The organism is Enterococcus sp. LJL90, assembly GCF_056924355.1.
Window position 1 is genome coordinate 44,283 of sequence record NZ_JBXPBQ010000001.1, and the last position, 24,402, is coordinate 68,684.

The 24,402-nt window shown below is 41.2% G+C and carries 20 protein-coding genes; 15 read left to right on the top strand and 5 right to left on the bottom strand.

Annotated elements, in window-relative coordinates; all coding sequences use genetic code 11:
- The first annotated feature begins 367 nt into the window (after window positions 1-367).
- Window positions 368-2,881, top strand: coding sequence for a leucine--tRNA ligase (gene leuS, locus AC1Z3S_RS00245; RefSeq protein WP_461738667.1), 2,514 nt, complete (start codon window positions 368-370; stop codon window positions 2,879-2,881).
- 111 nt (window positions 2,882-2,992) lie between these two features.
- Here leuS and AC1Z3S_RS00250 read toward each other — a convergent pair whose 3' ends face one another.
- Entirely contained in the window at window positions 2,993-3,946 is a 954-nt protein-coding gene (locus AC1Z3S_RS00250; protein ID WP_461738668.1) for a hypothetical protein, read from the bottom strand.
- Between the two features lie 375 nt (window positions 3,947-4,321).
- On the opposite strand from AC1Z3S_RS00250, the gene AC1Z3S_RS00255 reads away from it, so the two are divergent.
- Together AC1Z3S_RS00255 and AC1Z3S_RS00260 are read left to right on the top strand one after the other, a co-directional pair.
- On the top strand, window positions 4,322-5,959 hold the full coding sequence (locus AC1Z3S_RS00255; protein ID WP_461735982.1) for a putative polysaccharide biosynthesis protein: 1,638 nt from the start codon (window positions 4,322-4,324) through the stop codon (window positions 5,957-5,959).
- Window positions 5,960-6,126: 167 nt separating this feature from the next.
- Window positions 6,127-6,345 carry a hypothetical protein gene (locus tag AC1Z3S_RS00260; protein ID WP_461738669.1) on the top strand — a complete coding sequence of 73 codons (219 nt, stop codon included), beginning with the start codon at window positions 6,127-6,129 and terminating at the stop codon, window positions 6,343-6,345.
- 110 nt (window positions 6,346-6,455) lie between these two features.
- Here AC1Z3S_RS00260 and AC1Z3S_RS00265 read toward each other — a convergent pair whose 3' ends face one another.
- Complete coding sequence (locus AC1Z3S_RS00265; RefSeq protein WP_461738670.1) at window positions 6,456-7,037, bottom strand: GNAT family N-acetyltransferase; 582 nt, start codon at window positions 7,035-7,037, stop codon at window positions 6,456-6,458.
- 215 nt (window positions 7,038-7,252) lie between these two features.
- Between AC1Z3S_RS00265 and AC1Z3S_RS00270 the strand changes: the two genes are divergently transcribed.
- From AC1Z3S_RS00270 to AC1Z3S_RS00280, 3 genes are all read left to right on the top strand, one after another.
- A complete protein-coding gene (locus AC1Z3S_RS00270) occupies window positions 7,253-7,981 on the top strand; it encodes a pseudouridine synthase (RefSeq protein WP_461738671.1) in 729 nt (242 codons plus the stop codon).
- 237 nt (window positions 7,982-8,218) lie between these two features.
- A complete protein-coding gene (locus AC1Z3S_RS00275; protein WP_461738672.1) occupies window positions 8,219-9,460 on the top strand; it encodes a hypothetical protein in 1,242 nt (413 codons plus the stop codon).
- A 341-nt stretch (window positions 9,461-9,801) separates the two neighbouring features.
- Window positions 9,802-11,760 (top strand): KUP/HAK/KT family potassium transporter, encoded by a 1,959-nt coding sequence (locus AC1Z3S_RS00280; RefSeq protein WP_461736166.1) that lies wholly within the window; start codon window positions 9,802-9,804, stop codon window positions 11,758-11,760.
- A gap of 83 nt (window positions 11,761-11,843) precedes the next feature.
- Here the strand turns inward: AC1Z3S_RS00280 and AC1Z3S_RS00285 are convergent, their stop codons facing one another.
- From AC1Z3S_RS00285 to AC1Z3S_RS00295, 3 genes are all read right to left on the bottom strand, one after another.
- A complete protein-coding gene (locus AC1Z3S_RS00285) occupies window positions 11,844-13,211 on the bottom strand; it encodes an MATE family efflux transporter (protein WP_461738673.1) in 1,368 nt (455 codons plus the stop codon).
- A gap of 230 nt (window positions 13,212-13,441) precedes the next feature.
- Window positions 13,442-13,765 carry a DUF960 domain-containing protein gene (locus AC1Z3S_RS00290; RefSeq protein WP_265459344.1) on the bottom strand — a complete coding sequence of 108 codons (324 nt, stop codon included), beginning with the start codon at window positions 13,763-13,765 and terminating at the stop codon, window positions 13,442-13,444.
- 176 nt (window positions 13,766-13,941) lie between these two features.
- Window positions 13,942-14,556, bottom strand: a complete 615-nt coding sequence (locus tag AC1Z3S_RS00295) for a 50S ribosomal protein L25/general stress protein Ctc (RefSeq protein ID WP_461738674.1) — start codon at window positions 14,554-14,556, stop codon at window positions 13,942-13,944.
- Window positions 14,557-14,852: 296 nt separating this feature from the next.
- Here AC1Z3S_RS00295 and AC1Z3S_RS00300 point away from each other — a divergent pair, with 296 nt between their 5' ends.
- The 9 genes from AC1Z3S_RS00300 (at window position 14,853) to cshA (ending at window position 24,332) form a co-directional block, all read left to right on the top strand.
- Window positions 14,853-15,566, top strand: coding sequence for a 16S rRNA pseudouridine(516) synthase (locus tag AC1Z3S_RS00300; protein WP_461735974.1), 714 nt, complete (start codon window positions 14,853-14,855; stop codon window positions 15,564-15,566).
- A gap of 31 nt (window positions 15,567-15,597) precedes the next feature.
- Complete coding sequence (locus AC1Z3S_RS00305; RefSeq protein ID WP_461735973.1) at window positions 15,598-16,284, top strand: YjjG family noncanonical pyrimidine nucleotidase; 687 nt, start codon at window positions 15,598-15,600, stop codon at window positions 16,282-16,284.
- Window positions 16,285-16,364: 80 nt separating this feature from the next.
- Complete coding sequence (gene udk, locus AC1Z3S_RS00310) at window positions 16,365-17,012, top strand: uridine kinase (protein WP_461735972.1); 648 nt, start codon at window positions 16,365-16,367, stop codon at window positions 17,010-17,012.
- Window positions 17,013-17,969, top strand: a complete 957-nt coding sequence (locus tag AC1Z3S_RS00315) for a Gfo/Idh/MocA family protein (protein WP_461738675.1) — start codon at window positions 17,013-17,015, stop codon at window positions 17,967-17,969.
- An 11-nt stretch (window positions 17,970-17,980) separates the two neighbouring features.
- Window positions 17,981-18,475: a GNAT family N-acetyltransferase gene (locus AC1Z3S_RS00320; RefSeq protein ID WP_461738676.1), complete on the top strand. Its 495-nt coding sequence runs from the start codon at window positions 17,981-17,983 to the stop codon at window positions 18,473-18,475.
- Between the two features lie 529 nt (window positions 18,476-19,004).
- Window positions 19,005-19,451 (top strand): YaiI/YqxD family protein, encoded by a 447-nt coding sequence (locus AC1Z3S_RS00325; protein WP_461738677.1) that lies wholly within the window; start codon window positions 19,005-19,007, stop codon window positions 19,449-19,451.
- Window positions 19,452-19,546: 95 nt separating this feature from the next.
- On the top strand, window positions 19,547-20,590 hold the full coding sequence (locus AC1Z3S_RS00330) for a D-alanine--D-alanine ligase (RefSeq protein ID WP_461738678.1): 1,044 nt from the start codon (window positions 19,547-19,549) through the stop codon (window positions 20,588-20,590).
- Window positions 20,591-20,998: 408 nt separating this feature from the next.
- Window positions 20,999-22,375: a UDP-N-acetylmuramoyl-tripeptide--D-alanyl-D-alanine ligase gene (locus tag AC1Z3S_RS00335; RefSeq protein WP_461738679.1), complete on the top strand. Its 1,377-nt coding sequence runs from the start codon at window positions 20,999-21,001 to the stop codon at window positions 22,373-22,375.
- A gap of 394 nt (window positions 22,376-22,769) precedes the next feature.
- Window positions 22,770-24,332, top strand: coding sequence for a degradosome RNA helicase CshA (cshA, locus tag AC1Z3S_RS00340; protein ID WP_461738680.1), 1,563 nt, complete (start codon window positions 22,770-22,772; stop codon window positions 24,330-24,332).
- The last annotated feature ends 70 nt before the right edge of the window (window positions 24,333-24,402 follow it).

Consider the following 24,402-nt stretch of genomic DNA (forward strand, 5'->3'; position numbering starts at 1 on the left):
ATCAAAACGAATTAGGATGTCAGTTCTGCTTTTTGCAGAATTTAACTGCTAGCAGTATAGCAGAATGATATACGTATGAGGCTACTGACAAAATTAAGGAAAGATTTCCTTGGTGGACTTTGTTTGAAATCTCAGATTGTCAGCACGCATACGATTCGACTAATCGGATTTATTTGGTGAAGTCGAACTCGCAAATCAAACTAAATTTCTCTTGAGAAATTTATTACATTAAAACGAAATAGGATGTCAGTTCTGCTTTTTGCAGAATTTAACTGCTAGCAGTATAGCAGAATGATATACGTATGAAAATAAGACTAAATTTCTGTAAAGAAATTTATTACATTAAAACGAATTAGGAGGAAGTTTCATGAGTTACGATCACAAGCAGATTGAAAAGAAATGGCAAAAATATTGGGCGAAGCACAATGTTTTTAACACCCACGACGAGAGCGATATGCCGAAGTTTTATGCATTGGATATGTTTCCTTATCCATCTGGGCAAGGGTTACACGTTGGGCATCCAGAGGGCTACACAGCGACAGATATTTTGTCACGGATGAAACGGGCTCAAGGGTACAGTGTTTTACATCCAATGGGGTGGGATGCTTTTGGTCTGCCGGCGGAGCAATATGCACTAGATACAGGTAATGATCCCGCTGAGTTTACGAAAAAAAATATTGAAACTTTCCGTCGTCAAATTAATTCCTTAGGCTTTAGCTATGATTGGAATCGGGAAATTAACACCACTGATCCAGAATATTATAAATGGACCCAATGGATTTTTACCAAAATGTATGAAAAAGGCTTGGCCTATGAAGCTGAAGTTGCAGTGAATTGGGTGCCGGAATTAGGTACCGTGATTGCCAATGAAGAAGTGATTGATGGCAAAAGTGAGCGGGGCGGCTACGATGTTATCCGCAAACCAATGCGCCAATGGATGCTGAAAATTACGGCTTATGCGGACCGTTTACTAGATGATTTAGAAACAGTTGACTGGCCAGAAAGTATTAAAGAAATGCAGCGCAATTGGATTGGCCGTTCAGTCGGTGCCAATGTGGCTTTTAAAGTTGCTAACAGCGAGCATGACTTTACAGTATTTACTACAAGGCCGGATACTTTATTTGGTGCCACTTATGCTGTGTTAGCACCTGAGCTGAGCTTGGTACAAGAAATTACCACACCAGAACAAAAAGCGGCTGTCGATGCCTATATCGATGAAGCTTCAAAAAAATCAGATTTAAATCGTACTGATTTGGCTAAAGAAAAAACTGGAGTCTTCACGGGAGCTTATGCTATCAATCCAGTTAATGGCAAAGAAATTCCAATTTGGATTGCGGATTATGTGTTGGCTTCTTATGGAACAGGGGCCATCATGGCGGTACCTGCCCATGACGAACGAGATTATGAATTCGCCAAAGAATTTGGTTTGGATATTGTGCCAGTGCTTGAAGGCGGCGATGTAACGAAGGAAGCTTTTGTCGGCGATGGCCCACATATTAATTCTGATTTTCTAGATGGCTTAAATAAAGAAGATGCCATCGAAACAATTAATCAATGGCTGGAAGAAAAAAATGTCGGCAAAAAAGAAATCAGTTACCGTCTGCGGGACTGGTTGTTCTCCCGCCAACGCTATTGGGGTGAACCAATTCCAATTATTCATTGGGAAGACGGCACGACCACCGCTTTACCGGAAGAAGAATTGCCGTTGAAATTACCAAAGACTGATAATATTCAACCAAGCGGTACAGGTGAGTCGCCGTTAGCCAATATTAGCGAATGGATTAATGTGGTTGATCCAGAAACTGGTAAAAAAGGTCGTCGGGAGACTAACACGATGCCGCAATGGGCCGGTAGCTCGTGGTATTACCTGCGCTTTATCGATCCCCATAATAAATATGTTTTGGCTGACTATGATAAATTAGAACGCTGGCTGCCAGTTGATATTTATATCGGTGGGGCTGAACATGCTGTCTTGCATTTGCTTTATGTACGCTTCTGGCATAAATTCTTGTATGATATCGGTGTGGTGCCAACCAATGAGCCCTTCCAAAAATTATACAATCAAGGAATGATTCTCGGTCAAAGTTTCCGCGATAGCCGTGGAGCGTTAGTGCCAACCAATATGGTAGAGAAACGTGGCAATGACTGGGTTAATATTGAAACCGGTGAAGCATTGGAGGAAGCGCCCGCCAAAATGAGTAAATCATTGAAGAATGTTGTCAATCCTGATGATGTCATTGAAACATACGGTGCCGATACTTTGCGGATGTACGAAATGTTCATGGGACCATTGGATGCTTCAATTGCTTGGAGTGAAAATGGTTTAGAGGGCAGCCGCAAATTCTTGGACCGGGTTTGGCGTTTATTGGTGGACGAAAACAATAAAATGCGGGACCGCATCACCACCTTTAATGATGGAAAATTAACAAAGGTCTATCATCAAACGGTGAAAAAAGTTACTGAAGATTTTGAAAATCTGCATTTTAACACTGCGATTTCACAATTGATGGTTTTTGTAAATGAAGCCTATAAAACGGATGTCCTGCCTTTTGAATATGTCGAAGGCTTCGTCCAATTATTAGCGCCGATTGCTCCCCACATCAGTGAAGAATTGTGGGCCATCTTAGGCAATACAGAAGGCATTTCTTATGTGCCGTGGCCAATTTACAATCCCGCTGAACTGGTTGAAAATCAAGTTGAAGTTGTCTTCCAAGTCAACGGTAAAGTTCGTTCAAAAGCCGAAGTTTCCCGAGACATGGAGCAGGCGGCCCTCGAAGAAATTGCTTTGGCAGATGCTGTGATTCAAGAATATATTGAAGGTAAAACAGTGCGCAAAATTATTGTTGTGCCAAATAAATTAGTTAATATTGTAGCCAACTAGTGTAAAACTAAAAATACCCAGCTATCGAAACGAATCTGAAAGCCGCTGTGTTTTAAATGCAGCAGTTCAGATTGTGGATAGCATGGGTATTTTTATTTATTTTTAAAAAGTTTACCAGCTTTCTAATGGGAATTTTTTCCAAGTATTTTCAGCGATACAGACATACCAATAATTGTCATCCCAACAAAATTCCCCCTGTTGACCAACTTCAGTTGAGGAAGCGATGGTTCTTTTTTCGGCCAAACGAATAGTATCGCCTTCGACGTGCAGTGGGCTCGTCGGGGAAGAAGTGTTGATGCCGACATTGCTAGTCGAACGCTCTGCAAATAGTGGCGTACTTTTATATTCCCCAGCATCTGTATAATTAATTACCCGGAAATTTGAGCCAGCATCATTACCGGTCTCCTCACTGCCGTCAATGCCCACCGCAAATCTGCGGTCAGCATTTGTTGAATGGGTTCCGGAGCTGAATTTGACGGTCTGGTCGCTGCCGGTTTCGCCTTCGACATAAATGCCTTTGTTGGAGGCGACAAATTTTTCAGTTGTGCGGACATACATTTCGTCTAGCGGAACACCATAAGCATTCGGTTCATTAAAGGTTCCGTAAGGCATTTCTAAAACAGTTTGCAGCTGACCAGTTTCATCAGGAATTTCAAAGGAAGTATGGTTGTGCCAAGAAGGATTTTCCTCAGTGCTGTCATTAGCCTCCCCGTGACTGACCATCCAAAAAGTTGTCCGCGGTGACAGGTCGTCTCCTAAATAATCCTCCCGAAAAGCAATTGCGCCTTTTGCTTGCGAATCTTTTAAATCAATACGAATGACTTCGCCAAAATGAGCCGGCTCGCCGGACTCACTAGTCCTTTGTGCTTTCTGATAGGACTCCAATTGCAGCCGTCCAGTGCTGTCAAAACTGTTTAAGCCTCCCTCGTCAGTTGAGGGAATCAAAACAGTCGATGGCTCCTCACTGATTTTTGAAGTTGTTTCGGCCGTTGATGTCGTCTCGCAAGCAGTCAAAACCCCCACCGCTAACAAACCGATTGCTGATACCATGACTCTTTTTTTCATTTTAAACGCCCCTTTTTCATTCTTTGCCTAAAATGTTAGCGGAAGTAAAATCCTTATGCAAGATAATTGTAATAATTTTTTTGTGAATTTGAATTATTTTTTTACTAATTGTGAAAATCACATCTGAAAATAAGCTTGATATAAAGTTGAAATCCGGATTAAAATCTTATTTTGCTAGAATGAAACAGCCTGGTTATCGTTTTCATGGAGAGAATCTACTTTATAAAACGGTTAGGCTAGCTTTTATAAAAGACTTTTAACAAAGTTGAGGAAGTCTTTTATTTTTCCTTTATTTTTAGTATAGTAAAGACTTGATAAGCGTGTGAGTTTTTACACGAATGCTGCAGTTAATCAAGAAAGTTGGTACCTGAATCTATGGAAACTTCAAACCGACCCCTAACTAACCAGGAGAAGATGGCCCGCGGCTCTGCCTGGATGACCATCAGTAATATTACTTCGCGGTTGCTAGGCGCCATTTATATTATCCCTTGGATTGCCATGATGGGGGAAAATGGCAATGCTGCCAATGGCCTTTTCAATATGGGTTATAATTTTTACGCTTTATTTTTAATGATTTCTTCAGCGGGGATTCCTTCGGCGATTGCCAAGCAGACCGCCCATTATAATTCACTAAATGAATACGGAGTCAGTCGCCGGCTTTTTTATAAAGCCTTGAAGGTGATGGCGATTTTCGGAGTTGTTGCTGGTGGTTTGATGTATCTGGCTTCTCCTTTGCTAGCCGATTTATCTGGTGGCGGTGAGGAATTAATTCCGGCGCTGCATTCCTTAAGTGCAGCCGTGATTATTTTTCCGGTGATGGCGGTTATCCGGGGCTTTTTCCAAGGAAATCAAGATATGTTTCCTTTTGCTCTCTCGCAAATTGTTGAACAAATTGCCCGCGTGTTTTACATGCTGCTGGCAACATTCATCATTATGCAGGTGATGAATGGTAATTATTTAGATGCGGTGACGCAATCAACCTTTGCCGCTTTTGTCGGCATGATTGGGAGCTTTGCTGTGCTGCTGTACTTTTTACAACGGCAAAAAATTACTTTGGATGTTTACGTTGAACACAGTGAAAATCAGCTTTCAATTTCTGAGAACTCACTGTTGGTGCAAACAATTAAACAGGCGGTGCCATTTATTGTCGCCGGTTCTGGGATTACAATTTTTAAATTGGTGGACCAAGGGACCTTTATTCGGTTTATGGGGATGCTGACGGATTACAGTCAAAAGGAATTAATCAGTCTTTTTTCTATCTTCAGTGCCAATCCTGATAAGCTGACGATGGTGGTAATTGCTTTGGCGACTTCGCTGGCTTTAGCGAGTCTGCCGCTGATTACCGAATCCTTCACTTTAAAAAGTCATCATGAGTTGGCCAAATTAGTGAGTAATAATTTTCAGCTCTTTGCCTTTGTGATGTTCCCTTCAACATTAGGAATGATCGCCCTAGCATATCCGTTAAATACATTATTTTATTCACCAGACCCGTTAGGTAGCAATGTTTTAATTGAAGCCAGCATCGTCGGCTTGGTTTTAGGTTTGTACACGATGGTTTCTTCAATGCTTCAGGGTTTGTATGAAAATAAATTGACGGTTAAATATTTACTCTATGGTTTGCTGGTCAAAGTGATTTTGCAAATTCCAATGATTTGGCTCTTTGAAGTTTACGGTCCGCTAATTGCGACGTTTGCCGGCTTTGCTGTCACCTGTTACTTTATTGTTAAAAAAATTCATGAAGTGACCCGCTTCAATCGCCTGCTGACGCTCCGGCGGATGACCTTGATTACGATTTTCACTGCTATCATGACAATTGCCGTGATGATTGTTAAACACCTGACATATTTGGTGCTCGACCCAAGCAGCAAGATGCAAAGTTTAGTCATTATTTTAATCGTAGCAGCGGTTGGTGCCGCCCTATATGGTTATATGGCTCTCGCCAGCGGTTTAGCAGAAAAATTATTAGGCCGCAACACCGTTTCTGGTTTGAAACGACGCCTGCACATTAAATAAATGTTTGAACCAGCCTTGAATTTAAGGCTGGTTTTTTCACGGAAAAAGGAACAAATAGTTTCGCTTTTTTTCTGCAACAGTTTTCTTTGTCATACTATTTCTTGTAACAAAGAAAAGTTGTTTCCTTTGAATTGGTTAAGGGAGCTAAAAAATGGAGGATGAAAGTTATGAATACAAAAGGGATTATGAGTTTTTATTTTATTGCGGGGATTGGTTGCGGCGGTTTTACAATTTTATTGTTTTGGCGAATTTTACAAAACTTAGCGACTGTGGCGATGACGGAAATTGCTTTAGCCTTTCTATTTCTCATTGTATCCGGCTTAGCGATGATCCAATTTAAAATGGTCAGCGGTCAACTACCAAAGGCTAAGGTTCAAGAAAATTAATAAAAACTCGTGGGGTAATCTGGCGGAAGTTAAAGCGCCTTGCAAAATTAGACGAAAATCTAACTTTTGCAAAGCACTGGAATCAGCCAATTGCTCCACGAGTTTTTTATTTAATCCGATAAGTCTTCAATAAAATGAGTGGGGTATTTCTCCCAATAGCCTTGATAAGTTTGGCTGCTATCTGAAAAATTCAATTGATACAGACGAAATATAACTAAAGTATTTTTAGGCTGACACAGTTCTTGATAGGAATATTGATAGCTCATACCCAGCTTTTGCATAACTTTGCCGCTGGCGGGATTTTCAACATCATGAGTCGCAGTAATAAACGGAAGCTTACTTTCTTGAAGATAAGCGATGGCCTTTTGCGCAGCCTCAGTCACGATTCCTTGATTCCAAAACTCGCGGCGTAACCCGTAGCCAAAATCGTGGGCGTCCTCAGCACTCAAAGTGAGATAGCCGATGGGTAAATTGTTCTCCTTCAAGCAAATGGCCCAATAAATTCCCGTAGGCTGTTGCATCTGGGGCAAAATTTTTTCTTGATAAAAATTTTCTGCTTCCGTCAAATCCTGCAAAGGAAACCAAGGGAGAAAACGATTCACTACCGGATCTTCCATGATTTGTAATAAAGCCTGTAAATCGGCTTGATCAGCAGAAAAATTGCGGAGAATTAATCTTTCAGTTTCCAACATAATCTGGTCCTCGTTTCAAAATAATTTCCTTTAGTTTACCAAAAAAAACTTGTGTTGACGGTTAATTTTTTTACAAAATGTTTCACGTGAAAACAATTTAGACGGAATAAAAAGTTTCAGCAGATTAAATTGTGGTATACTGCAAAATTATACAGACCGTTTCTTTTGCCGGTAAATGCTGGCTGCTGAAACACAGCAAGAAAGGATTTAGATGGATGCGTTTAGATAAATTTTTGGCTGCGGCGAATTTTGGCAGCCGTAAAGAAGTCAAGCAGCTGATAAAACAAAAGCAGGTAGCCGTTGACGGAAAAGTAGTGACCAGCGACAAGCTGCAGGTCTCTGAGGAAAATCAAATTACTGTTTCCGGCGAGCAGGTCCATTACCAAGAATATTATTATTATCTATTGAATAAACCTGCCGGCGTAATTTCGGCCACGGAGGACCCGGTCCATAAAACGGTTTTGGATTTATTAGGCAGTCAGCGGCGCAAGGATTTATTTCCGGTTGGGCGTCTGGACAAAGACACCGAGGGGCTGTTGCTGATTACCAATGATGGTCAACTGAGCCATGAGCTTTTGTCACCGAAAAAACATGTGGAGAAAGAATATTTTGCTAAGGTAGCCGGTCAGATGACAGCGGCGGATGTTGCAAGTTTTCAAGCGGGAATTACTCTGAAAAATGAAGGACAGCTGCAGCCGGCGGATTTAAAAATCTTGGCTGTCAATCAAGAGGCGGACACTTCCGAAATTTCTTTGGTCATACATGAGGGGAAATTTCATCAGGTCAAGCGGATGGTTCACGCCGTTGGCAAAGAGGTGACTTATTTACAGAGAACCAGAATGGGCAGTTTGGTTTTGGACCCGAACCTAGCTCTCGGTGAATTTCGTGAATTAACGGACAAAGAATTAACAGAGCTACAAAACTTTACTAAAGAATCAAACTAGGTTTTATTGAGAACCAAGCAAAAGGAAAAATTTGTTTGACTAGTGGTGATTTTTTGGTAAAAGAGCCGTTACCATTAGCTACTTTTTTCGATAATTTTTTTAAAACGTGTATCCAGCAATGACAATCCTAAATATAAAATTTTGTTTCTCTTACGGGACTATTTTTCCGAATTTCAAATTATGTTATCATTAATTTAATGAAAAATTCTGAAGAAAAGTTAAAAAAGGGGTGGCGTGATGAGTGGTGAAGTAAGTTGTTGGGAAGTTTTGGGAATCAGTGAAACAAGCAATCAGCGGGCAATAAAAAAAGCTTATGCTAAATTATTGAAAAGTCTTGATTTGGAAAGTCAGGTTAGCGAGTTTCAGAAATTAAAAAGAACGTTAGATGAAGCCCTCGTCTTGGCAAAGGCAGCCGCTAGTGACGATGAAGTGACGGCATCAACGGCGGAAAATTTTTTTGACGACTTGGTGATTTCTGAGACCACTAGCGAGACAGAGGAGCCTGAAATTTCTCATGAGAGTTATGGCGAAAAGTCAGAATTACATCCGCCGTTTTCCCAGCGCTTCTTAGCTTTGTTAAATCAAAAAGCCTATTTTGCAGATTTAGCTGCTTGGAGAGAGTTGTTAGAGACAAACGATGCGGCCAGCATTGAAGACATGATGGCCAAACAGGAATTGCTATTAAATTTTTTGGGTCAAAATTTTATGCTGCTGTCCCATGAAATTCGGCTTTATCTGATTGATTATTGTCAAGCGGAGGATCAAAATAGCCTGTCAACGATTCCTCAAGGGATGCTGACCTTCATCAAAGAGTATCCAGATTTTGGTTTTGATTTTTGGCAGGAGATTGTGCCAGAGTATCGAGAAACTTATTTCTCTCAACGGGATCAAGTTTTTCAATTGATCTCTTCTAAAGTGCCGTTGGCGGCTTTGTCAGCACGGGTTCAGTCCTGTCTAGATATTTATGAAGGTGACTCGCTGGTGTATCTTTTAGCAGCTTATCTTTTTGTGCTGGATGATTTCCGCCTGCAAAATGGCGCAAACTTAAATCAACTGCAACTATTGCTTTCTAAAGGAAATGACGACCATCAATGGCGTTATTTGAAAGATTATTTGCTCTTTGTGATGGAGGCCCGCTCGCAGGGAACAGCAGCCCGAGCCAGTCTTTTAGAAAAAGCCGACTTCTTTTATCAAACACCGCCAAAGGAAGTACCGTTAGCAGTTTACCGCCTAACGAGTGGCTACGTGGCTTTTTTGCTCTCCAATCATGAAGAAGCCCGCAAATGCTGGTACGCCTATGAAAATACCTACCGCTTATGTTTAAATCCACGGGAGCGGGAATTTATTAAGCCAGTTGCTACGAAAAATGCTGTGGCAAATACCAATAATGCAGCGGAAACATCATCAAATAAAAGTAATTGGACATGGGGAATTGTTTTGGCTGTGATTATTATCCGGTTGCTTTCAAGAATGTTTTAATAGTAAGTTGCTGTGATTAAGTGGCCTTCGTGCAAGCCAAAAATTTTTTTGATTTGATTGACTTTCAATGTGCCTTCGCTATAATGAATGCATCGTTTAGAAAGTCATTTTGTAGTTTGAGTTGATTGGAAATTTTTGATAGCCAAAGCTGAATGAACAGACCTAGGTCTAATCACCGATTTGATTCGACTTAGGTTTTTTTGTTTTTCTGTAGCGAATAGGATATTATTCCCAATAATGTGGAAGAATTTGCTACACTTACATAAAAGGAGTTATTTTAGGAGGTTGACATCTTGTCTACTGTGAAAAAGAAATTATCGCTAGCCGGTTTGTTGGTGGCGATGGGAGTTGTTTATGGCGATATCGGGACCAGTCCCCTCTATGTAATGAAGGCGCTGGTGGAGGACAATGGCGGCATTGCCAATATTGATTCCGATTATATTATCGGTTGTGTGTCGTTAGTTTTTTGGACACTGACCCTGCTGACTACCGTCAAATATGTGATGATTGCCTTAAATGCGGATAATCACGGCGAGGGTGGGATTTTTTCCTTGTATACCTTGGTGCGGAAAAAAAGCAAATATTTAATTATTCCTGCGATGATTGGCGGCGCTGCGCTGCTGGCTGACGGTGTGTTGACACCGGCCGTAACGATTACCACAGCGATTGAAGGGCTGCGGGGATTGCAGCCATTTCTAGATAAATTTGGTTATGACCAAAATATTATTGTGATTATTACCCTAGTTATTATTTTGATTTTATTTTCAATTCAGCGTTTCGGGACAGAATTTGTCGGCAAGGCGTTTGGGCCGATTATGTTTTTGTGGTTTACCTTTATCGGTGTGGTGGGGCTGATGTATTTCAGCCAAGACTTCACCTTGATTCGGGCGCTAAATCCTTATTACGCCTTTCGTTTGCTCTTTAGCCCGGAAAATAAAATGGGCATTTTTATCCTCGGCAATGTTTTCTTGGCAACAACCGGGGCGGAGGCACTTTATTCTGATTTGGGGCACGTTGGTAAAACCAATATCCGCATCAGCTGGCCTTATGTAAAAATTTGTCTGCTGTTGAGTTATTTTGGGCAAGCGGCGTGGCTGATTAATATGCAAAATGATACCAGCCTGCAAAGTATTGAAAGCTTGAATCCTTTTTTCCAAATGATGCCCGGAGCTTTGCGGGTCGTCGGGGTGGTCTTTGCGACAATCGCTGCCATCATCGCATCACAAGCACTGATTTCCGGTTCCTTTACATTGGTTTCAGAGGCAATTAAATTAAAATTACTGCCCCGTTTGAAAATTTTATATCCCGGCAATAGTATCGGTCAAATGTATATTCCCGCGGTCAATTTAATTTTATGGGTGGCCTGTTCGCTAATTGTCATTACCTTTAGAACCTCAACCCACATGGAAGCGGCATACGGACTATCGATTACCGTGACGATGTTAATGACGACGATTCTCTTGTATTTTTATTTGATTCAAAAGGGCACCAATCCGATTTTTGCCCATCTGGTGACCTTGTTCTTCGGCTTGATTGAGAGTGTCTTTTTCATTTCCAGCGTAACGAAATTTTTCCACGGTGGTTATGTGGCGGTGGCGATGGCATTGGTAATTCTTTCGATCATGTTTATTTGGGAACGCAGTAATATTATCCAGCAAAACGCAGTTGATGAAGTCGATATTAAAGATTATTTGCCGCAGATTAAAAGTCTGCGGGAAGACCATGATTTGGATTTATATCAAACCAATGTAGTCTTTTTAGTGCCGCAGTTGGAGGGCGATAATATCGACAAGCGCTACATGTATTCGATTTTAGATAAACGGCCAAAACGAGCGAAGGTGTATTGGTTTGTGAATGTCGAGGTAACAGACGAGCCTTATACGAAGGAATATTCTGTAGATATGATGGGGACAGATTATATTGTCAAATTGAAACTCTATTTAGGCTTCCGCATTTCACAAAATATTAATCTCTATCTACGACAAGTCATCACAGAGTTAATGGCTCAAGGACGTCTGCCGATGCAGCCGCAAAAATATACGATCACGCCGGGGCGCATCGTCGGGGATTTCCGTTTTATTTTAATTACAGAGGAACTCTCCAACATGACCAATATCGACACTTGGTCCCGCCAAATTATCCAAGCAAAACTCTTTATCAAGCGCCACACGATGACACCGGAGAGCTGGTTTGGTTTAGTTTATTCCGATGTAACTTATGAAACTGTGCCGTTGTCCATTGGCACCACCCGCCGTTCGATTTTATTGGAGCGGAAGGATGGTAAATCTGAAAAAGAATAATTTGCTCGAACCAATTTTTTAAAACTAAAAGGCGCCTCTACCGCTAAACTGAGTAATCAGTTTAGCGGTAGAGGCGCCTTTTTTTATTTTATTTCTTGTTCTAATGACAATTGCTGCTGAGCATCCAATTGTCGCAGCTTCTTAATCGCTTTGAAGAAGGAGAAGAGCAAAATGACTACGGAGCCAATCCAAGCTAGTGGAGAGGCCGCAGCTGCTCCGGCGTAACCAAAGAGAGAAGTTAGTACCAAGGCTGCCAAAGAGCGCATAATCAACTCCATAATGCCGGCAATCGTCGGCACAACACTTTGACCCAAACCCTGCAGTGTGTAACGGACAATAAATAAAGTTGCCAATACCCAATACAGTGAACCGTTGATGATAAAATAAATTTGCGCTAAATCAAACACTTCGATATCTGATTGAGGGACAAAGAGTCCAACTAAGGTTCGTCCGAAAATAATAATCAAAGCACCAGCTAAAATACTGAAACTGCCGCTGAGAATTAAGGTTTGTTTGGCGCCGGTTAAGATGCGGCCGTATTTTTTGGCACCATAATTTTGGGCAGTGAAAGTTGCCATGGCTACCCCGAAGGACATCATCGGTTGCATCGAAATTTGATCAATTCGACTAGCGGCCGCTTGAGCCGCTACCTCTTTTGTGCCTAAACTATTAAGCGCACTTTGCAAAATTACTGCGCCAATGGCAATAATTGAAGACTGAAAGCCCATCGGCAAAGCAACATTTAAATGTTCCCGGAAATCCTGTTTGCTCAACTGAAAATCTTTACGTCGCAATTGCAGGTTAGGAATTTTTCGTTTGATATAAATCAAACAGCCGAGACTAGCGGCTAGCTGCGCAATCACCGTCGCGTAACCGGCACCGGCAACCCCCATGTGAAAAGTCGTGATAAAGACGATGTCCAGCACGACGTTGATAATCACCGCCACAATCAAGAAAACCAGGGGCGTGCGGCTGTCGCCTAAAGCCCGCAACATATTTGATAGTAAATTATAGGCCATCGCTGCAAAAATTCCGCCGAGAATCACTTGAATAAATTCTTGCGACTGGTCGATAATTTCCGCTGGTGTTTGCATCAAAATCAATAATGGCCTGAGAAAAATCAGACTTAAAGCGGTCAAAATTATTGTGACAATTAAGCTGATGATAATGCTAGTGGCAAAGCTGCGCTTCACCCCCCGCAAATCTTGGGCGCCGTATCGCTGGGCCGTAATAATCGCTAGCCCAGAAGTCATCCCCTGGGCAAAGCCGATAATCAGAAAACTGATACTGCCGGTGGCCCCAACAGCAGCTAAAGAATTGGTTCCCAAAGTCTGGCCCACGATAATCATGTCCACCATATTGTAAAATTGCTGAAAAATATTTCCTATCAATAAAGGAATTGTAAATAGAAAAATTAATTTAATCGGTGTTCCCGTCGTTAAGTCCCGCATCTTTTTTCCCCGTAATTTTTATTTTTGCAACTAGAATACTAGCATAATAGCTAAACATTTCAAGACAGTAGTCCAAACTTTTTGAAAGAATTTTCAAAAAATAACCAAAAATTTTTTTTATAAAAATTGTCAAAATTTCCCAGCAAAATAAAAATATTGGGAAAAACCAAAAAAAGCGGGGAAATATTTTCCGCCGCTCATTGGTTTATCAGTTGCTATTTAGTTTTGACTTAGCGCTGTTTAATTTCTCTTGGCAGCAGAATTGTTTCCCGGGTGCCATCGTCATAAGCCTGCACTTCTGAAGGCAAACCATCTACATATCTAAAAGGTAAGTCGACAGTCATATCTACATCGGTTTCTGCTTCGGTGTAACCCATTGTCACCGAGCCTTTATTGTCCATAATGGTAAAGGATAATAAGTTGTTTAAAGGAAAAACTCCTTTTAAATTAAAATCAATAATATACCAGACACTATCAATCAGTTCTCCGGGCATACTAGAGACAACTCCAACAGAGGCATAGCGGCTGCGGTTATTGTCAAAGGCTTCAAACATAGTCAATTCCTCCCTCGTTTGAAAAGTATTGAGAAAGTTCCTCAATTGATTGTGTTAATCATAATCAATGGCCTTTGAAATTGCAATCAAAGCGCTTTGGCGAAACCGCTGACAAAAAAATATATTTCAAAAAAAAACAACTTTGCATTTTCGCAAAGTTGTTTAGTCTTTAAAAATTATTCAGCATCTTCACCAATTACTTCTGGTTCAGCGGCTGCTTCAGTTGTTTCTGGTTCGTCGTTGACAATTGTTTCCACGACTGCTGCAATTTGTTCTTCAGCAGGAGTGACAACAGTGTAGTCAGCGTGTTTAGGTAGATCAGCTACTGAGATAGAGTCGCCGATTTCTAAAGCAGTGACATCGACTTCAACACGTTCAGGTAATTTATCCGGAGTTGCAGAAACCACAACAGTGTATAAGTTTTGAGCTAAAGTACCGCCAGCTTTCACACCAGCTGCTTCGCCGATTAAGGAAACTTCGGCTTCAACTTCTGTTTCTTCTTTCATGTTTACGGCTAAAAATTCAATGTGTTTGATTTTGCCGTTGAAGGTATCTAATTGTGTGCTGTGAACGAGTGAATTAACTTTTTGACCTTTGACATTCATTTCAAAAACGGCATTAGCACCATTTTGACGCAACAATTTTTCTAAGCTTGCTGAGTCAACAGAGATAGGTGTGCTTTCGATTTGATAGCCATAAACAACTGCAGGAATGCGGCCTTCATGACGTAATCTGTTTCTTTCTGAACGGGGACGAACTGCTCTTTCTTGAACTTCCAATGATACTGACATAACTTACTTCCTCCTTAAAAATTGACTGTCTAGTTTTTGACAGATTTTATTTAAGTGAATTGTTTCAGTTATTCTCTTGCACGTGAAGTGTGGTTGGCGTACAATTACGCAAAGAGGCAATTGTGTAAAATACACAACTGCCCCTTGAAAGTTTGAGTTCAACTTTTCTCCACCAGGTCATTACGCTGTGTTGAGAAACTATATTCACTTTACGTATTTAACCGTACCCCTTATTTAGCAAACAGTCAAGGGATACGCTAATTATTAAAGATTTTCAAAAGAAATAGGTTTTACTAATGCGTTTAGATAAATTAATTGAGATAGTTGAGAGAGCTTCCCGCACCGAGATTAAACGACTGCTAAAAAGTCGTCAGGTGTTAATCGATGGGAAGCCTGAACTAAATGGCAACCGCAATGTTGATAGCCAACTTCATCGAATTGAAGTGGCGGGGAAACCTGTGTGGACCAATCATGTTTACTATTTAATGAATAAGCCTGCCGGGATTGTCACGGCAGTTTCTGATATAAATAAAAAAACGGTCATAGATTTGCTTGCGCCAGATGATTATCGACGGGAGATTTTCCCAGTAGGACGCTTAGATCGTGATACTGAAGGATTGGTTTTTTTAACCGACAACGGTCCTTTAGGCTATGCTTTAGCTCAAGCAAAATTTCAAGTAGCTAAAGTCTATGAAGCTGTAATAAACGAAGAAGTGACACAGGCAGATGTCACCGCCTTTTTTGAGGGGATTATTTTTTTAGATGGCACAAGATGTCGTCCTGCCCAATTAGAAATTTTAAGTGCAGCCTTGGGGGAAAGCCGAATTCGCTTAACCATTGATGAAGGCAAGTACCATCAAGTAAAGAAAATGTTTTTAGCCCGTGGCAAAAAAGTCACTTATTTGAAGCGGCTTCAACTAGGCCCTTTACTCTTAGATAACAATTTAGCGCCAGGCGAATATCGCAGCCTAACCTTACTAGAATTACAACATTTGCGGTCTTTCTTTTAAACTTACGAATTCCTAAAGGAGACCACCAAATATGCGCTATAATACATTACTATTCGACGTAGATGATACTTTATTAGATTTCCAAGCAACTGAAAAGCAAGCACTGACAAAATTATTTGCAACCGAGGGACTGACCCTGTCTCCGGATTTAGAAGAACAATATAAAACTATGAACCACGGATTGTGGGCGGCCTTTGAACGGGGTGAAAAAACTCGTGATGAAGTCGTTAATCAACGCTTCGGTATCTTTTTTGAAGCCTTAGGGGTAAGAGTCGACAGCATTGATTTAGAAAATCGTTACCGAAAATTTTTAGAAGAAGGTCATGATTTATTAGGCAACAGTTATCAAATTGTGGCGGATTTGAGTACAAAAGCGGACCTTTATGTGGTGACTAACGGCGTGTCACAAACCCAGTACCGCCGCTTAACCGATGCAAAATTATTACCATTTTTTAAAGAGATTTTTGTTTCAGAGGATACAGGCTATCAAAAACCCATGAAGGAATACTTTGATTACGTCTTTGCCCGAATTCCTAATTTAGATAAAAGCGACACCGTGATTATCGGCGACTCCTTGAGTTCTGATATCAAAGGGGGCATTGTGGCGGGCATTGACACGATTTGGCTCAACAGCAAATCCGAACAGGCCGGCAATGAAATTCACCCGACCTACACGATTAACCAGCTTGAAAGTATTTACCGAATTTTAGAAAATTAATGCTGTAGCAAGTAGTATTTCTGAAGATTTTCGCTATAATAAATCTAGCGAAAAATTCAGCGAAAGAGGTATTGAAATAAATGGCAAAGTCCAAACCGATTATTATTGGCGTCACCGGCGGCTCAGGTAGCGGCAAAACCAGCGTCAGCCGCTCGATTTATAATAATTTTCCCGACCATTCGATTATGATGTTGGAGCAGGATTCCTATTATAAAGATCAGAGTCACTTAGCGTTTGAGGAACGTTTGAAAACCAATTACGACCATCCTTTTGCCTTCGATACAGATTTATTAATAGAGCATTTAAGCAAACTGCTAAACTATCAAACGATTGAAAAGCCGGTCTATGACTATGTGAACCACACCCGCAGTCACGAAGTAATTATTCAAGAGCCGAAGGAAGTTATTATTTTAGAAGGTATTTTAATTTTAGAAGATGAACGCCTGCGGGATTTGATGGATATTAAATTATACGTGGACACGGATGATGATATTCGGATTATTCGCCGGATTAAAAGAGATATGGATGAGCGGGGGCGGACGTTAGACTCGGTTATCGAGCAATATCTCTCCGTGGTGAAGCCGATGTATCACATGTTTATTGAGCCAACCAAGCGCTACGCTGACGTGATTGTGCCCGAAGGCGGCGAAAATGCGGTGGCGATTGATTTAATCAATACCAAAGTAGAAAAAGTTTTAAATGAACATCTCCGGGAAGGAGCGAAATAAATGATTCGCTACGGCATTTTAAGCACTGCTCAAGTGGTTCCACGCTTTGTAGCGGGGGTCAAAGAGGTGCCGGATTGCGAGGTCTACGCCATCGCCTCAAGAAGCTTGGCGCCAGCTGAAAAAATGGCTCAGGAATTAGAGATTCCCCACGCCTATGGCAGCTATCAAGCTCTTTGCCAAGACGAGCAAGTCGATATCGTTTACATTGCTACTTACAATCAAGGGCATTATCCCGCAGCAAAACTGGCTTTAGAAAATAATAAGCCGGTTTTATTAGAGAAGCCTTTTACTTTGACAAGTGCTGAAGCAGAGGAACTCTTTGTTTTGGCTGAAGAAAAAAACTTATTTTTAATGGAAGCCCAGAAGGCGGTCTTTTTGCCGACCGCAAAATTAATCAAAGAATTTATCGCCTCTGGAAAATTAGGAAGGCTGCACTGGATTCAATCCAAAACCGCCTATCCTAATATCGACCATGTCAGCTGGTTTCGTTCGTTAGCAGCCGGTGGTGGAGCCTTACACGGTGCGGGTTTTTATCCATTGGAGTATTTGCAATATATTATGGACCAGCCGATTACGGCCTTTAGCGGCAACGCCGTTTTCCCTAAAGAGCAATCCGACAGCCAGTTTAATTTGACGCTGACCTTTGGCGAGCAGCTGCTGGCAAATATTTTTATCACAGTCGATTTTGCGACAGATAATCAAATGGTCATTCACGGCGATTTAGGCCGGATAGAAATAAGTGATTTTTGGAAAACGAAAACGGCGAAAATAATTTATAATTCTGGCGAGACAGCATTGCTCACCAGTGACTTCACTAGCGAATTTGCCTTTGAAGTGGCCCATGTCAACCACTGTTTGACAGAAGGTTATTTGACGAGCCCACTGATGACCAAAGACATCACCTTAACGACAGTTAAAATGGTGGAAAGCTTGTACCATCAGTGGTTATCTAAGTAGGAGGCAGGATTATGCTAGTAAAAAAAAGAATTCAAACACCGGCGGAGCTAGCGCAGTTGCTGCCGGAATTACAAGAAATTTGGCAAGAAGTCTTTACGCCAATTATCGGTGCTGAGCAGGTAACTTATATGTTGCAAACTTATCAGTCTGAAGAAAATATTTTAGCTGAAATTGCCAGAGGTGTTGAATATTACTTATTATTCAACCAAGAAAAAGTCGTCGGCTACACAGCTTTTGATTTTCAAGGGGAGCAGTTATATCTTAGTAAGATTTATTTGAAGGCTGCTTCTCGCGGGCAAGGTTTGTCCTCTGAATTATTTGCATGGTATGAAGAGGTGGCTAGAAAAGCCGGTATTAAAAAATTATACTTGCGGGTCAATCAGCACAACCAGCAAGCTGTTGCGGTCTATCAGCATAAAGGCTTTCAATTAATCAAGACGCAGGTGGATGAAATTGGCGCCGGTTTTGTAATGGAAGATTATATTTTCGAAAAAAACCTAGATTAGTAGGGCTATTTGTGTTACAGTCTATCTTATGCGACGAGTCGAGTAAGCTATGGCAAATTTTTGTAAGACATTAGTCTTGTTTAATTTGTCCCAAAATAGCGAATTGACAGCAGGAGTACAAGTCTTTTGACAGCTGCCGGATTGCAGCCGTACTGGACAGGGAATTTTGTGGAGAAAGAACTGTCTAAAGTTTTGCTGATTCATCTCAGGAAAATTTTATTGCGGGAACACAACTGCCTTTTTCGGTGGTTGTGTTTTTTTGTTTCAGATAAATTAGTGACTGCAAAAATTTTTGATGGCTCTGTCGACTTTTTCTGATTTTTTACAGAAAATGATTTTTGTTTAGTACTATTTTTTATCCCCTAAAAATAAAATTTAATTGAATCATCAGTTTTGGGATTATCAAAAATATTCAAAACTTTATTAAAAAAATTGAGGATAAAAATTAAAAATAATTATATCGTGTTATTTAATTTATTAAAGACATGTTTTTTTATTTGAGAAAATTACTACTTATAAGAGGTGACATATGCAAATTTTTATCGATGGCGATGGATCGCCGGTCAAAGATGATGTGATTGAGCTGGCGGGGCAGGCAGGCTTTTTAGTGACGATTGTCACCAGCGTCGATCACTATACTGAAAAAAAATATCCGGCTTTTGTCTCGTTCGTCTATGTTGACAAAGGTTTGGATTCAGCGGATTTCAAAATTGTCGGCTTGATTCAAAAAGGCGATCTCTTAATCACTCAAGATTACGGCTTGGCCTCACTGGTTTTAGGCAAAGGCGTTCGTGTCTTACACCAAACCGGTCTGGAATTCACCCAGCAAAATATTGAAAATATGTTAGAGGCCCGCTATTATGGTGCAAAGGTCCGTCAAGCAGGCGGCCGCACAAAAGGCCCCAAGCCTTACAGCAAAGAAGACCGCCAACACTTCCGCCAAGCTCTGTCAAATATTTTACTCTCAGAGCAATAAATTTCTCTGAAGCAGAAAAACTTTTATGGTAGAATATGGTGAACTTAAGCAGATTCAAAGTTAAAAATTGAATCGAGACTGGAGGAAATCTCGTTTTGAAAATTTATTTACTATATGGAGGCAAAAGTGCCGAGCATGATGTCTCAATCATGTCCGCTTTTTCAGTACTCAACGCAATTTATTTTAATTATTATCAAGTGCAGCTGGTGATGATTACCAAGCAGGGCCAATGGTTGAAGGGTCCTTTATTAACAGAAGCGCCTGAAACGGCAGCTGAATTGGACTTGGTTACGTTGGATAAAGGCGAAGAAATAAATCCTGGTATGATTAAAGATGAGAATGGAATTGTCTTTCCAGTTCTCCACGGTCCAAACGGCGAAGACGGAACGATTCAAGGCTTTTTGGAAACCTTGAACATGCCGTATATTGGTGCCGGTGTGATGACGAGCGCCACGGCGATGGATAAAATTATGACCAAATATGTTCTGCAGGCGGCGGGAATTCCTCAAGTTCCTTATGTTTCAGTATTGGCTTCTCAATGGAAGGAAAATCCTAAGCAGGTATTTGATGAATGTGAAGGAGCTTTGTTGTACCCAATGTTTATTAAGCCAGCCAATCTAGGCTCTAGCGTCGGCATTTCAAAGGCGGAAAATCGTCAAGAATTACAAAAAGGTTTATTGGCGGCTTATCAATACGATTCCCGCGTTATCGTCGAGCAGGGAATTGAAGCCCGTGAAATTGAAGTAGCTATTTTAGGGAATGAAGATGTGCGCACCACTTTGCCGGGGGAAATTGTAAAAGATGTGGCCTTTTATGATTATGATTCAAAATACATCGATAATAAAATTGAGATGGCGATTCCCGCTCAGGTGCCGCCGGAAGTTGCTGCTAAAGCCCGCTCATATGCAGAAAAAGCTTATGTGATGCTAGGCGGCGCTGGTTTAAGCCGCTGCGACTTTTTCTTAACGGCCCAAAACGAATTATTTTTAAATGAATTAAATACGATGCCCGGCTTCACCCAATTCAGCATGTATCCTTTGCTGTGGGAAAATATGGGAATCAAATACAGCGATTTAATTGAAGAGCTGATTCAATTAGGCTTAAATCGTTTTAAACAGCGGCAGAATTTTTTTGAATAAGTAACGGGAAGCGAAAAAGACAAAAAAATATCTCAGCAGATTTGCATTTATAAGCAAAGAGCTGTAATGTTTTCTTGAGCTTAATGCCAACCGTAACTGAATTTTTCAATTCAGATGCAATCAAGGTTTGTGACATAAGGCCCTGGGCTTATGCTGCAAACCTTGTCTTTTGTTCAACTGATGGCGGGTTAAGTTAGCTGAAATTTTTCAACTAAGTTAAGCAGACCAACACTTTAACAAAACACAGAGGAATTGGCTACAGATGTTCTCATATGAAATTGAAATTGCTGGTTAAAGTTCTTCTAAGACGAATACCAACTAGTGCATCGTATACAGCACGAGCATCGATAATCAAACTAATTTTCGGCAAGAAAATTATTACCTTAATACGAGTAAGGAGCGAGTTACATGAAATTTACAGTTCAGGAAATTGCCCAGGCGGTTAATGGCGTTGCGGTGAATGAGGAAACAGCTACCGTAACTAGTCTTGAATTTGACAGTCGCAAAATTAAACCAGGAGGACTGTTTGTCCCGTTGGCTGGTCAACGGGACGGTCATGAATTTGTTGAGATGGCCAAAGCAAATGGTGCAACTGCAACTTTTTGGAGTCGTGATCTCACGGAGGCTCCTAGCGGATTAGGGATTATCCAAGTTGCGGACGTTCTCCAAGCACTGCAAATTTTGGCGACTTATTATTTAGCGGTGATTAATCCTGACGTGATTGCCATTACCGGCAGTAACGGCAAAACCACCACCAAGGATATGACTGAAGCTGTTCTGGCTAAAAAATATCAAACCTATAAAACCCAAGGAAATTATAATAATAATATTGGGCTGCCTTACACGATTTTACAAATGCCGGAAGCAACGGAAAAAATTATTTTGGAAATGGGCATGGATCATGCAGGTGAAATTGCTTTGCTTTCCGAAATTGCTGAGCCAGACGTGGCGGCAATTACCATGATTGGGGAAGCTCACATTGAAAATCTCGGCTCCCGGGAAGGTATCGCCCAAGCGAAAATGGAAATTGCTGAGAATTTAACTGAAGATGGTTTGCTGTTGATTCCATTCAATGAACCGCTGTTGACGCCTTTGACCCGTAAAATTATGCAGACGGTCACCACTTTTGGGATTGAAGAAGGGGTGATTGCCGGTAAAATTATAGCGGAGCAGGCCCATAAAACAATTTTTAGTATCAATGAGGAAATTTTTGAAATACCTGTTTTGGGAGCTTACAATGTCACCAATGCACTGATTGCTTATGGAACCGGCCAGTGGTTTGGTTTAAGCGATGAAGAGATTCGCCAAGGTTTAGCTGACTTTCAATTGACGCAAAATCGCACGCAGTGGCTGAAGGCGGAAAATGGTGCGGATTTATTGAGTGATGTCTACAATGCTAATCCAACGGCGATGGCCTTAGTCTTAGATACTTTTGCTGAGTTACCTCAGGAGGGCGCCAAAAAAGTTTTGCTAGGGGACATGCTGTCTTTAGGCAAAGATTCGCCGGCGATGCATGCAGCAATGGCGGAGCATATTAACCCAGAAAAAATTAAAGAAGTCTTTTTATTTGGTCCTGAAATGCAGGTCTTGGCGGAAAAATTGACCGCTGTCTATCCTAATTTGACGCTGACGTATATTGCGGAAGATATGGCGCAATTAATTCAAGTGCTGCAGGAGAATTTGCAGCCAACGGACAGCCTGTTATTGAAGGCTAGCAATGGCATGCACTTGAATCAAGTCGTTGATGCATTGAAAGTTTCTGAAAATAAAAAGGAAATAGATTGAAAAACAAGCTTTCCTGTGTTATAATGTGGCATTGCAGAAAAAGAAATGATAGCAAAAGTTTAAATCTTTTTGATAAATGATAAATGATAGGTTGAGATAAGCAGTCCATGCTCAAGCTTCAAACAGCTCGAAGTAGTCGATTTGCTAGTTGAGACAGAGGACAGATGATGCTGTTCTTGCCATAAACTACTTTTAAGCTCATCCTTTGTTCGGAAGAGAGACCTGATGCAACGGCCCTTGGCTTTTGTTCCAGGTCCTTTCCTTTGTTTATATCTTTTTCTGGAAAAAATTCATCATGAAAAGAGGCGCCTGGCTTAGCAGTAGCTAAGGGGTGGAGACGAGCTTTCGTTGGCCTTAATTTCCATGAACAAAGAAAAACTAGGAGGCTTTATATTTGAAATTCAAAGATCTAAATTTATCCCCAGAACTATTAACCGCAGTAGAACGCTCAGGCTTTGAAGAAGCAACCCCCATCCAAGAAGCAACAATTCCCTTAGCATTAGAAGGTAAAGACGTTATCGGTCAAGCCCAAACAGGTACTGGTAAAACAGCTGCATTTGGTTTGCCAATGTTAGAAAAAATCGATGCCAAAAATCAAATCTTACAAGGTTTAGTGATTGCACCAACTCGTGAGTTAGCGATTCAAACCCAAGAAGAATTGTTCCGCTTAGGCCGGGATAAAAAAATTCGCGTTCAAGCAGTTTATGGTGGGGCTGATATCGGTCGCCAAATCCGCGGCTTGAAGGATCGTCCACATATCGTTGTGGGAACACCTGGCCGGATGTTGGATCACATCAACCGCCACACTTTAAAATTGGATACTGTCCAAACCTTAGTTTTAGATGAAGCAGATGAAATGTTGAACATGGGCTTTTTAGAAGATATTGAAAAAATTATCTCGAAAGTACCGACTGAGCGCCAAACATTGCTGTTCTCAGCAACAATGCCGCCAGCAATTAAAAACATCGGCGTTAAATTCATGAAAAACCCTGAGCACGTTCAAATCAAAGCCAAAGAAATGACTGCTGATTTGATTGACCAATACTATGTGCGGGCTAAAGATTATGAAAAATTTGATATTATGACTCGCTTGTTGGATTTCCAATCACCTGAGTTAACAATTGTCTTTGGTCGGACAAAACGTCGGGTGGACGAGTTAGCTCGTGGTTTAGAAGCACGAGGCTTTAAAGCCGAAGGAATTCACGGCGACTTGTCACAACAAAAACGGATGAGCGTGTTGCGTTCATTTAAGAGTGGCAATTTAGATATCTTAGTTGCAACAGATGTGGCAGCTCGTGGTTTGGATATTTCTGGCGTAACTCATGTGTATAACTACGATATCCCTCAAGACCCTGAAAGCTATGTTCACCGGATTGGTCGGACAGGTCGTGCCGGTAAAGATGGTATCTCCGTGACGTTTGTGACACCAAACGAAATGGGCTACTTGCATGTGATTGAAGAATTAACGAAAAAACGGATGTCACCAATGCGTCCGCCAACCGAAAAAGAAGCCTTCAAAGGTCAATTAGGCAATGCCTTAGAAACGATTGAAACCAAGCTTGACGAAAACGGATTGGATCGTTACTTGCCTGCAGCAGATAGTTTATTAGAAAAATATTCTGCACAGGATTTAGCTGCTTTGCTGATTAAAACCTTAGCGAAGGATCCAAGCGATGCTGTACCGGTTAAAATTACTCCAGAACGCCCATTGCCTTCACAAAAACGTGGTGGCGGCGGAGGTGGTAAACGCTCCGGTAATTATGGCGGCAAGAACAATCGCAATCGTCGCAGCGGCGGAGGCGGCGATCGTCGGGAAAATAATTATCGTGGCGGCGGCAAGAGCAAAGATGGCTATAAAGGCAACAAGGATAATTACAAGGGCGGACAACGCCGTAGTAATGCTCCCCGTGGCGAAAAGAAAAATTCTGGCTTCACCATTCGTAAAAACAACGATTAATTAACAAGATAAAAAGCTCCAGCAAGCTTAGATTTCATTACTGAAGTCAAGAGCTTGCTAGAGCTTTTTT

Bases quoted from the DNA above. Each gene is read 5' to 3' on its own strand.
- leuS (WP_461738667.1), top strand. From the start codon at position 368: ATGAGTTACGATCACAAGCAGATTGAAAAGAAATGGCAAAAATATTGG.
- AC1Z3S_RS00270 (WP_461738671.1), top strand. From the start codon at position 7,253: ATGCGTTTAGATAAATTTTTGGCTGCGGCGAATTTTGGCAGCCGTAAA.
- AC1Z3S_RS00285 (WP_461738673.1), bottom strand. From the start codon at position 13,211: ATGCGGGACTTAACGACGGGAACACCGATTAAATTAATTTTTCTATTT.
- AC1Z3S_RS00325 (WP_461738677.1), top strand. From the start codon at position 19,005: ATGCAAATTTTTATCGATGGCGATGGATCGCCGGTCAAAGATGATGTG.
- AC1Z3S_RS00260 (WP_461738669.1), top strand. From the start codon at position 6,127: ATGAATACAAAAGGGATTATGAGTTTTTATTTTATTGCGGGGATTGGT.
- udk (WP_461735972.1), top strand. From the start codon at position 16,365: ATGGCAAAGTCCAAACCGATTATTATTGGCGTCACCGGCGGCTCAGGT.
- AC1Z3S_RS00335 (WP_461738679.1), top strand. From the start codon at position 20,999: ATGAAATTTACAGTTCAGGAAATTGCCCAGGCGGTTAATGGCGTTGCG.
- AC1Z3S_RS00275 (WP_461738672.1), top strand. From the start codon at position 8,219: ATGAGTGGTGAAGTAAGTTGTTGGGAAGTTTTGGGAATCAGTGAAACA.
- AC1Z3S_RS00315 (WP_461738675.1), top strand. From the start codon at position 17,013: ATGATTCGCTACGGCATTTTAAGCACTGCTCAAGTGGTTCCACGCTTT.
- AC1Z3S_RS00280 (WP_461736166.1), top strand. From the start codon at position 9,802: ATGGGAGTTGTTTATGGCGATATCGGGACCAGTCCCCTCTATGTAATG.
- AC1Z3S_RS00300 (WP_461735974.1), top strand. From the start codon at position 14,853: ATGCGTTTAGATAAATTAATTGAGATAGTTGAGAGAGCTTCCCGCACC.
- AC1Z3S_RS00295 (WP_461738674.1), bottom strand. From the start codon at position 14,556: ATGTCAGTATCATTGGAAGTTCAAGAAAGAGCAGTTCGTCCCCGTTCA.
- AC1Z3S_RS00320 (WP_461738676.1), top strand. From the start codon at position 17,981: ATGCTAGTAAAAAAAAGAATTCAAACACCGGCGGAGCTAGCGCAGTTG.
- AC1Z3S_RS00255 (WP_461735982.1), top strand. From the start codon at position 4,322: ATGGAAACTTCAAACCGACCCCTAACTAACCAGGAGAAGATGGCCCGC.
- AC1Z3S_RS00265 (WP_461738670.1), bottom strand. From the start codon at position 7,037: ATGTTGGAAACTGAAAGATTAATTCTCCGCAATTTTTCTGCTGATCAA.
- AC1Z3S_RS00305 (WP_461735973.1), top strand. From the start codon at position 15,598: ATGCGCTATAATACATTACTATTCGACGTAGATGATACTTTATTAGAT.
- AC1Z3S_RS00290 (WP_265459344.1), bottom strand. From the start codon at position 13,765: ATGTTTGAAGCCTTTGACAATAACCGCAGCCGCTATGCCTCTGTTGGA.
- AC1Z3S_RS00250 (WP_461738668.1), bottom strand. From the start codon at position 3,946: ATGAAAAAAAGAGTCATGGTATCAGCAATCGGTTTGTTAGCGGTGGGG.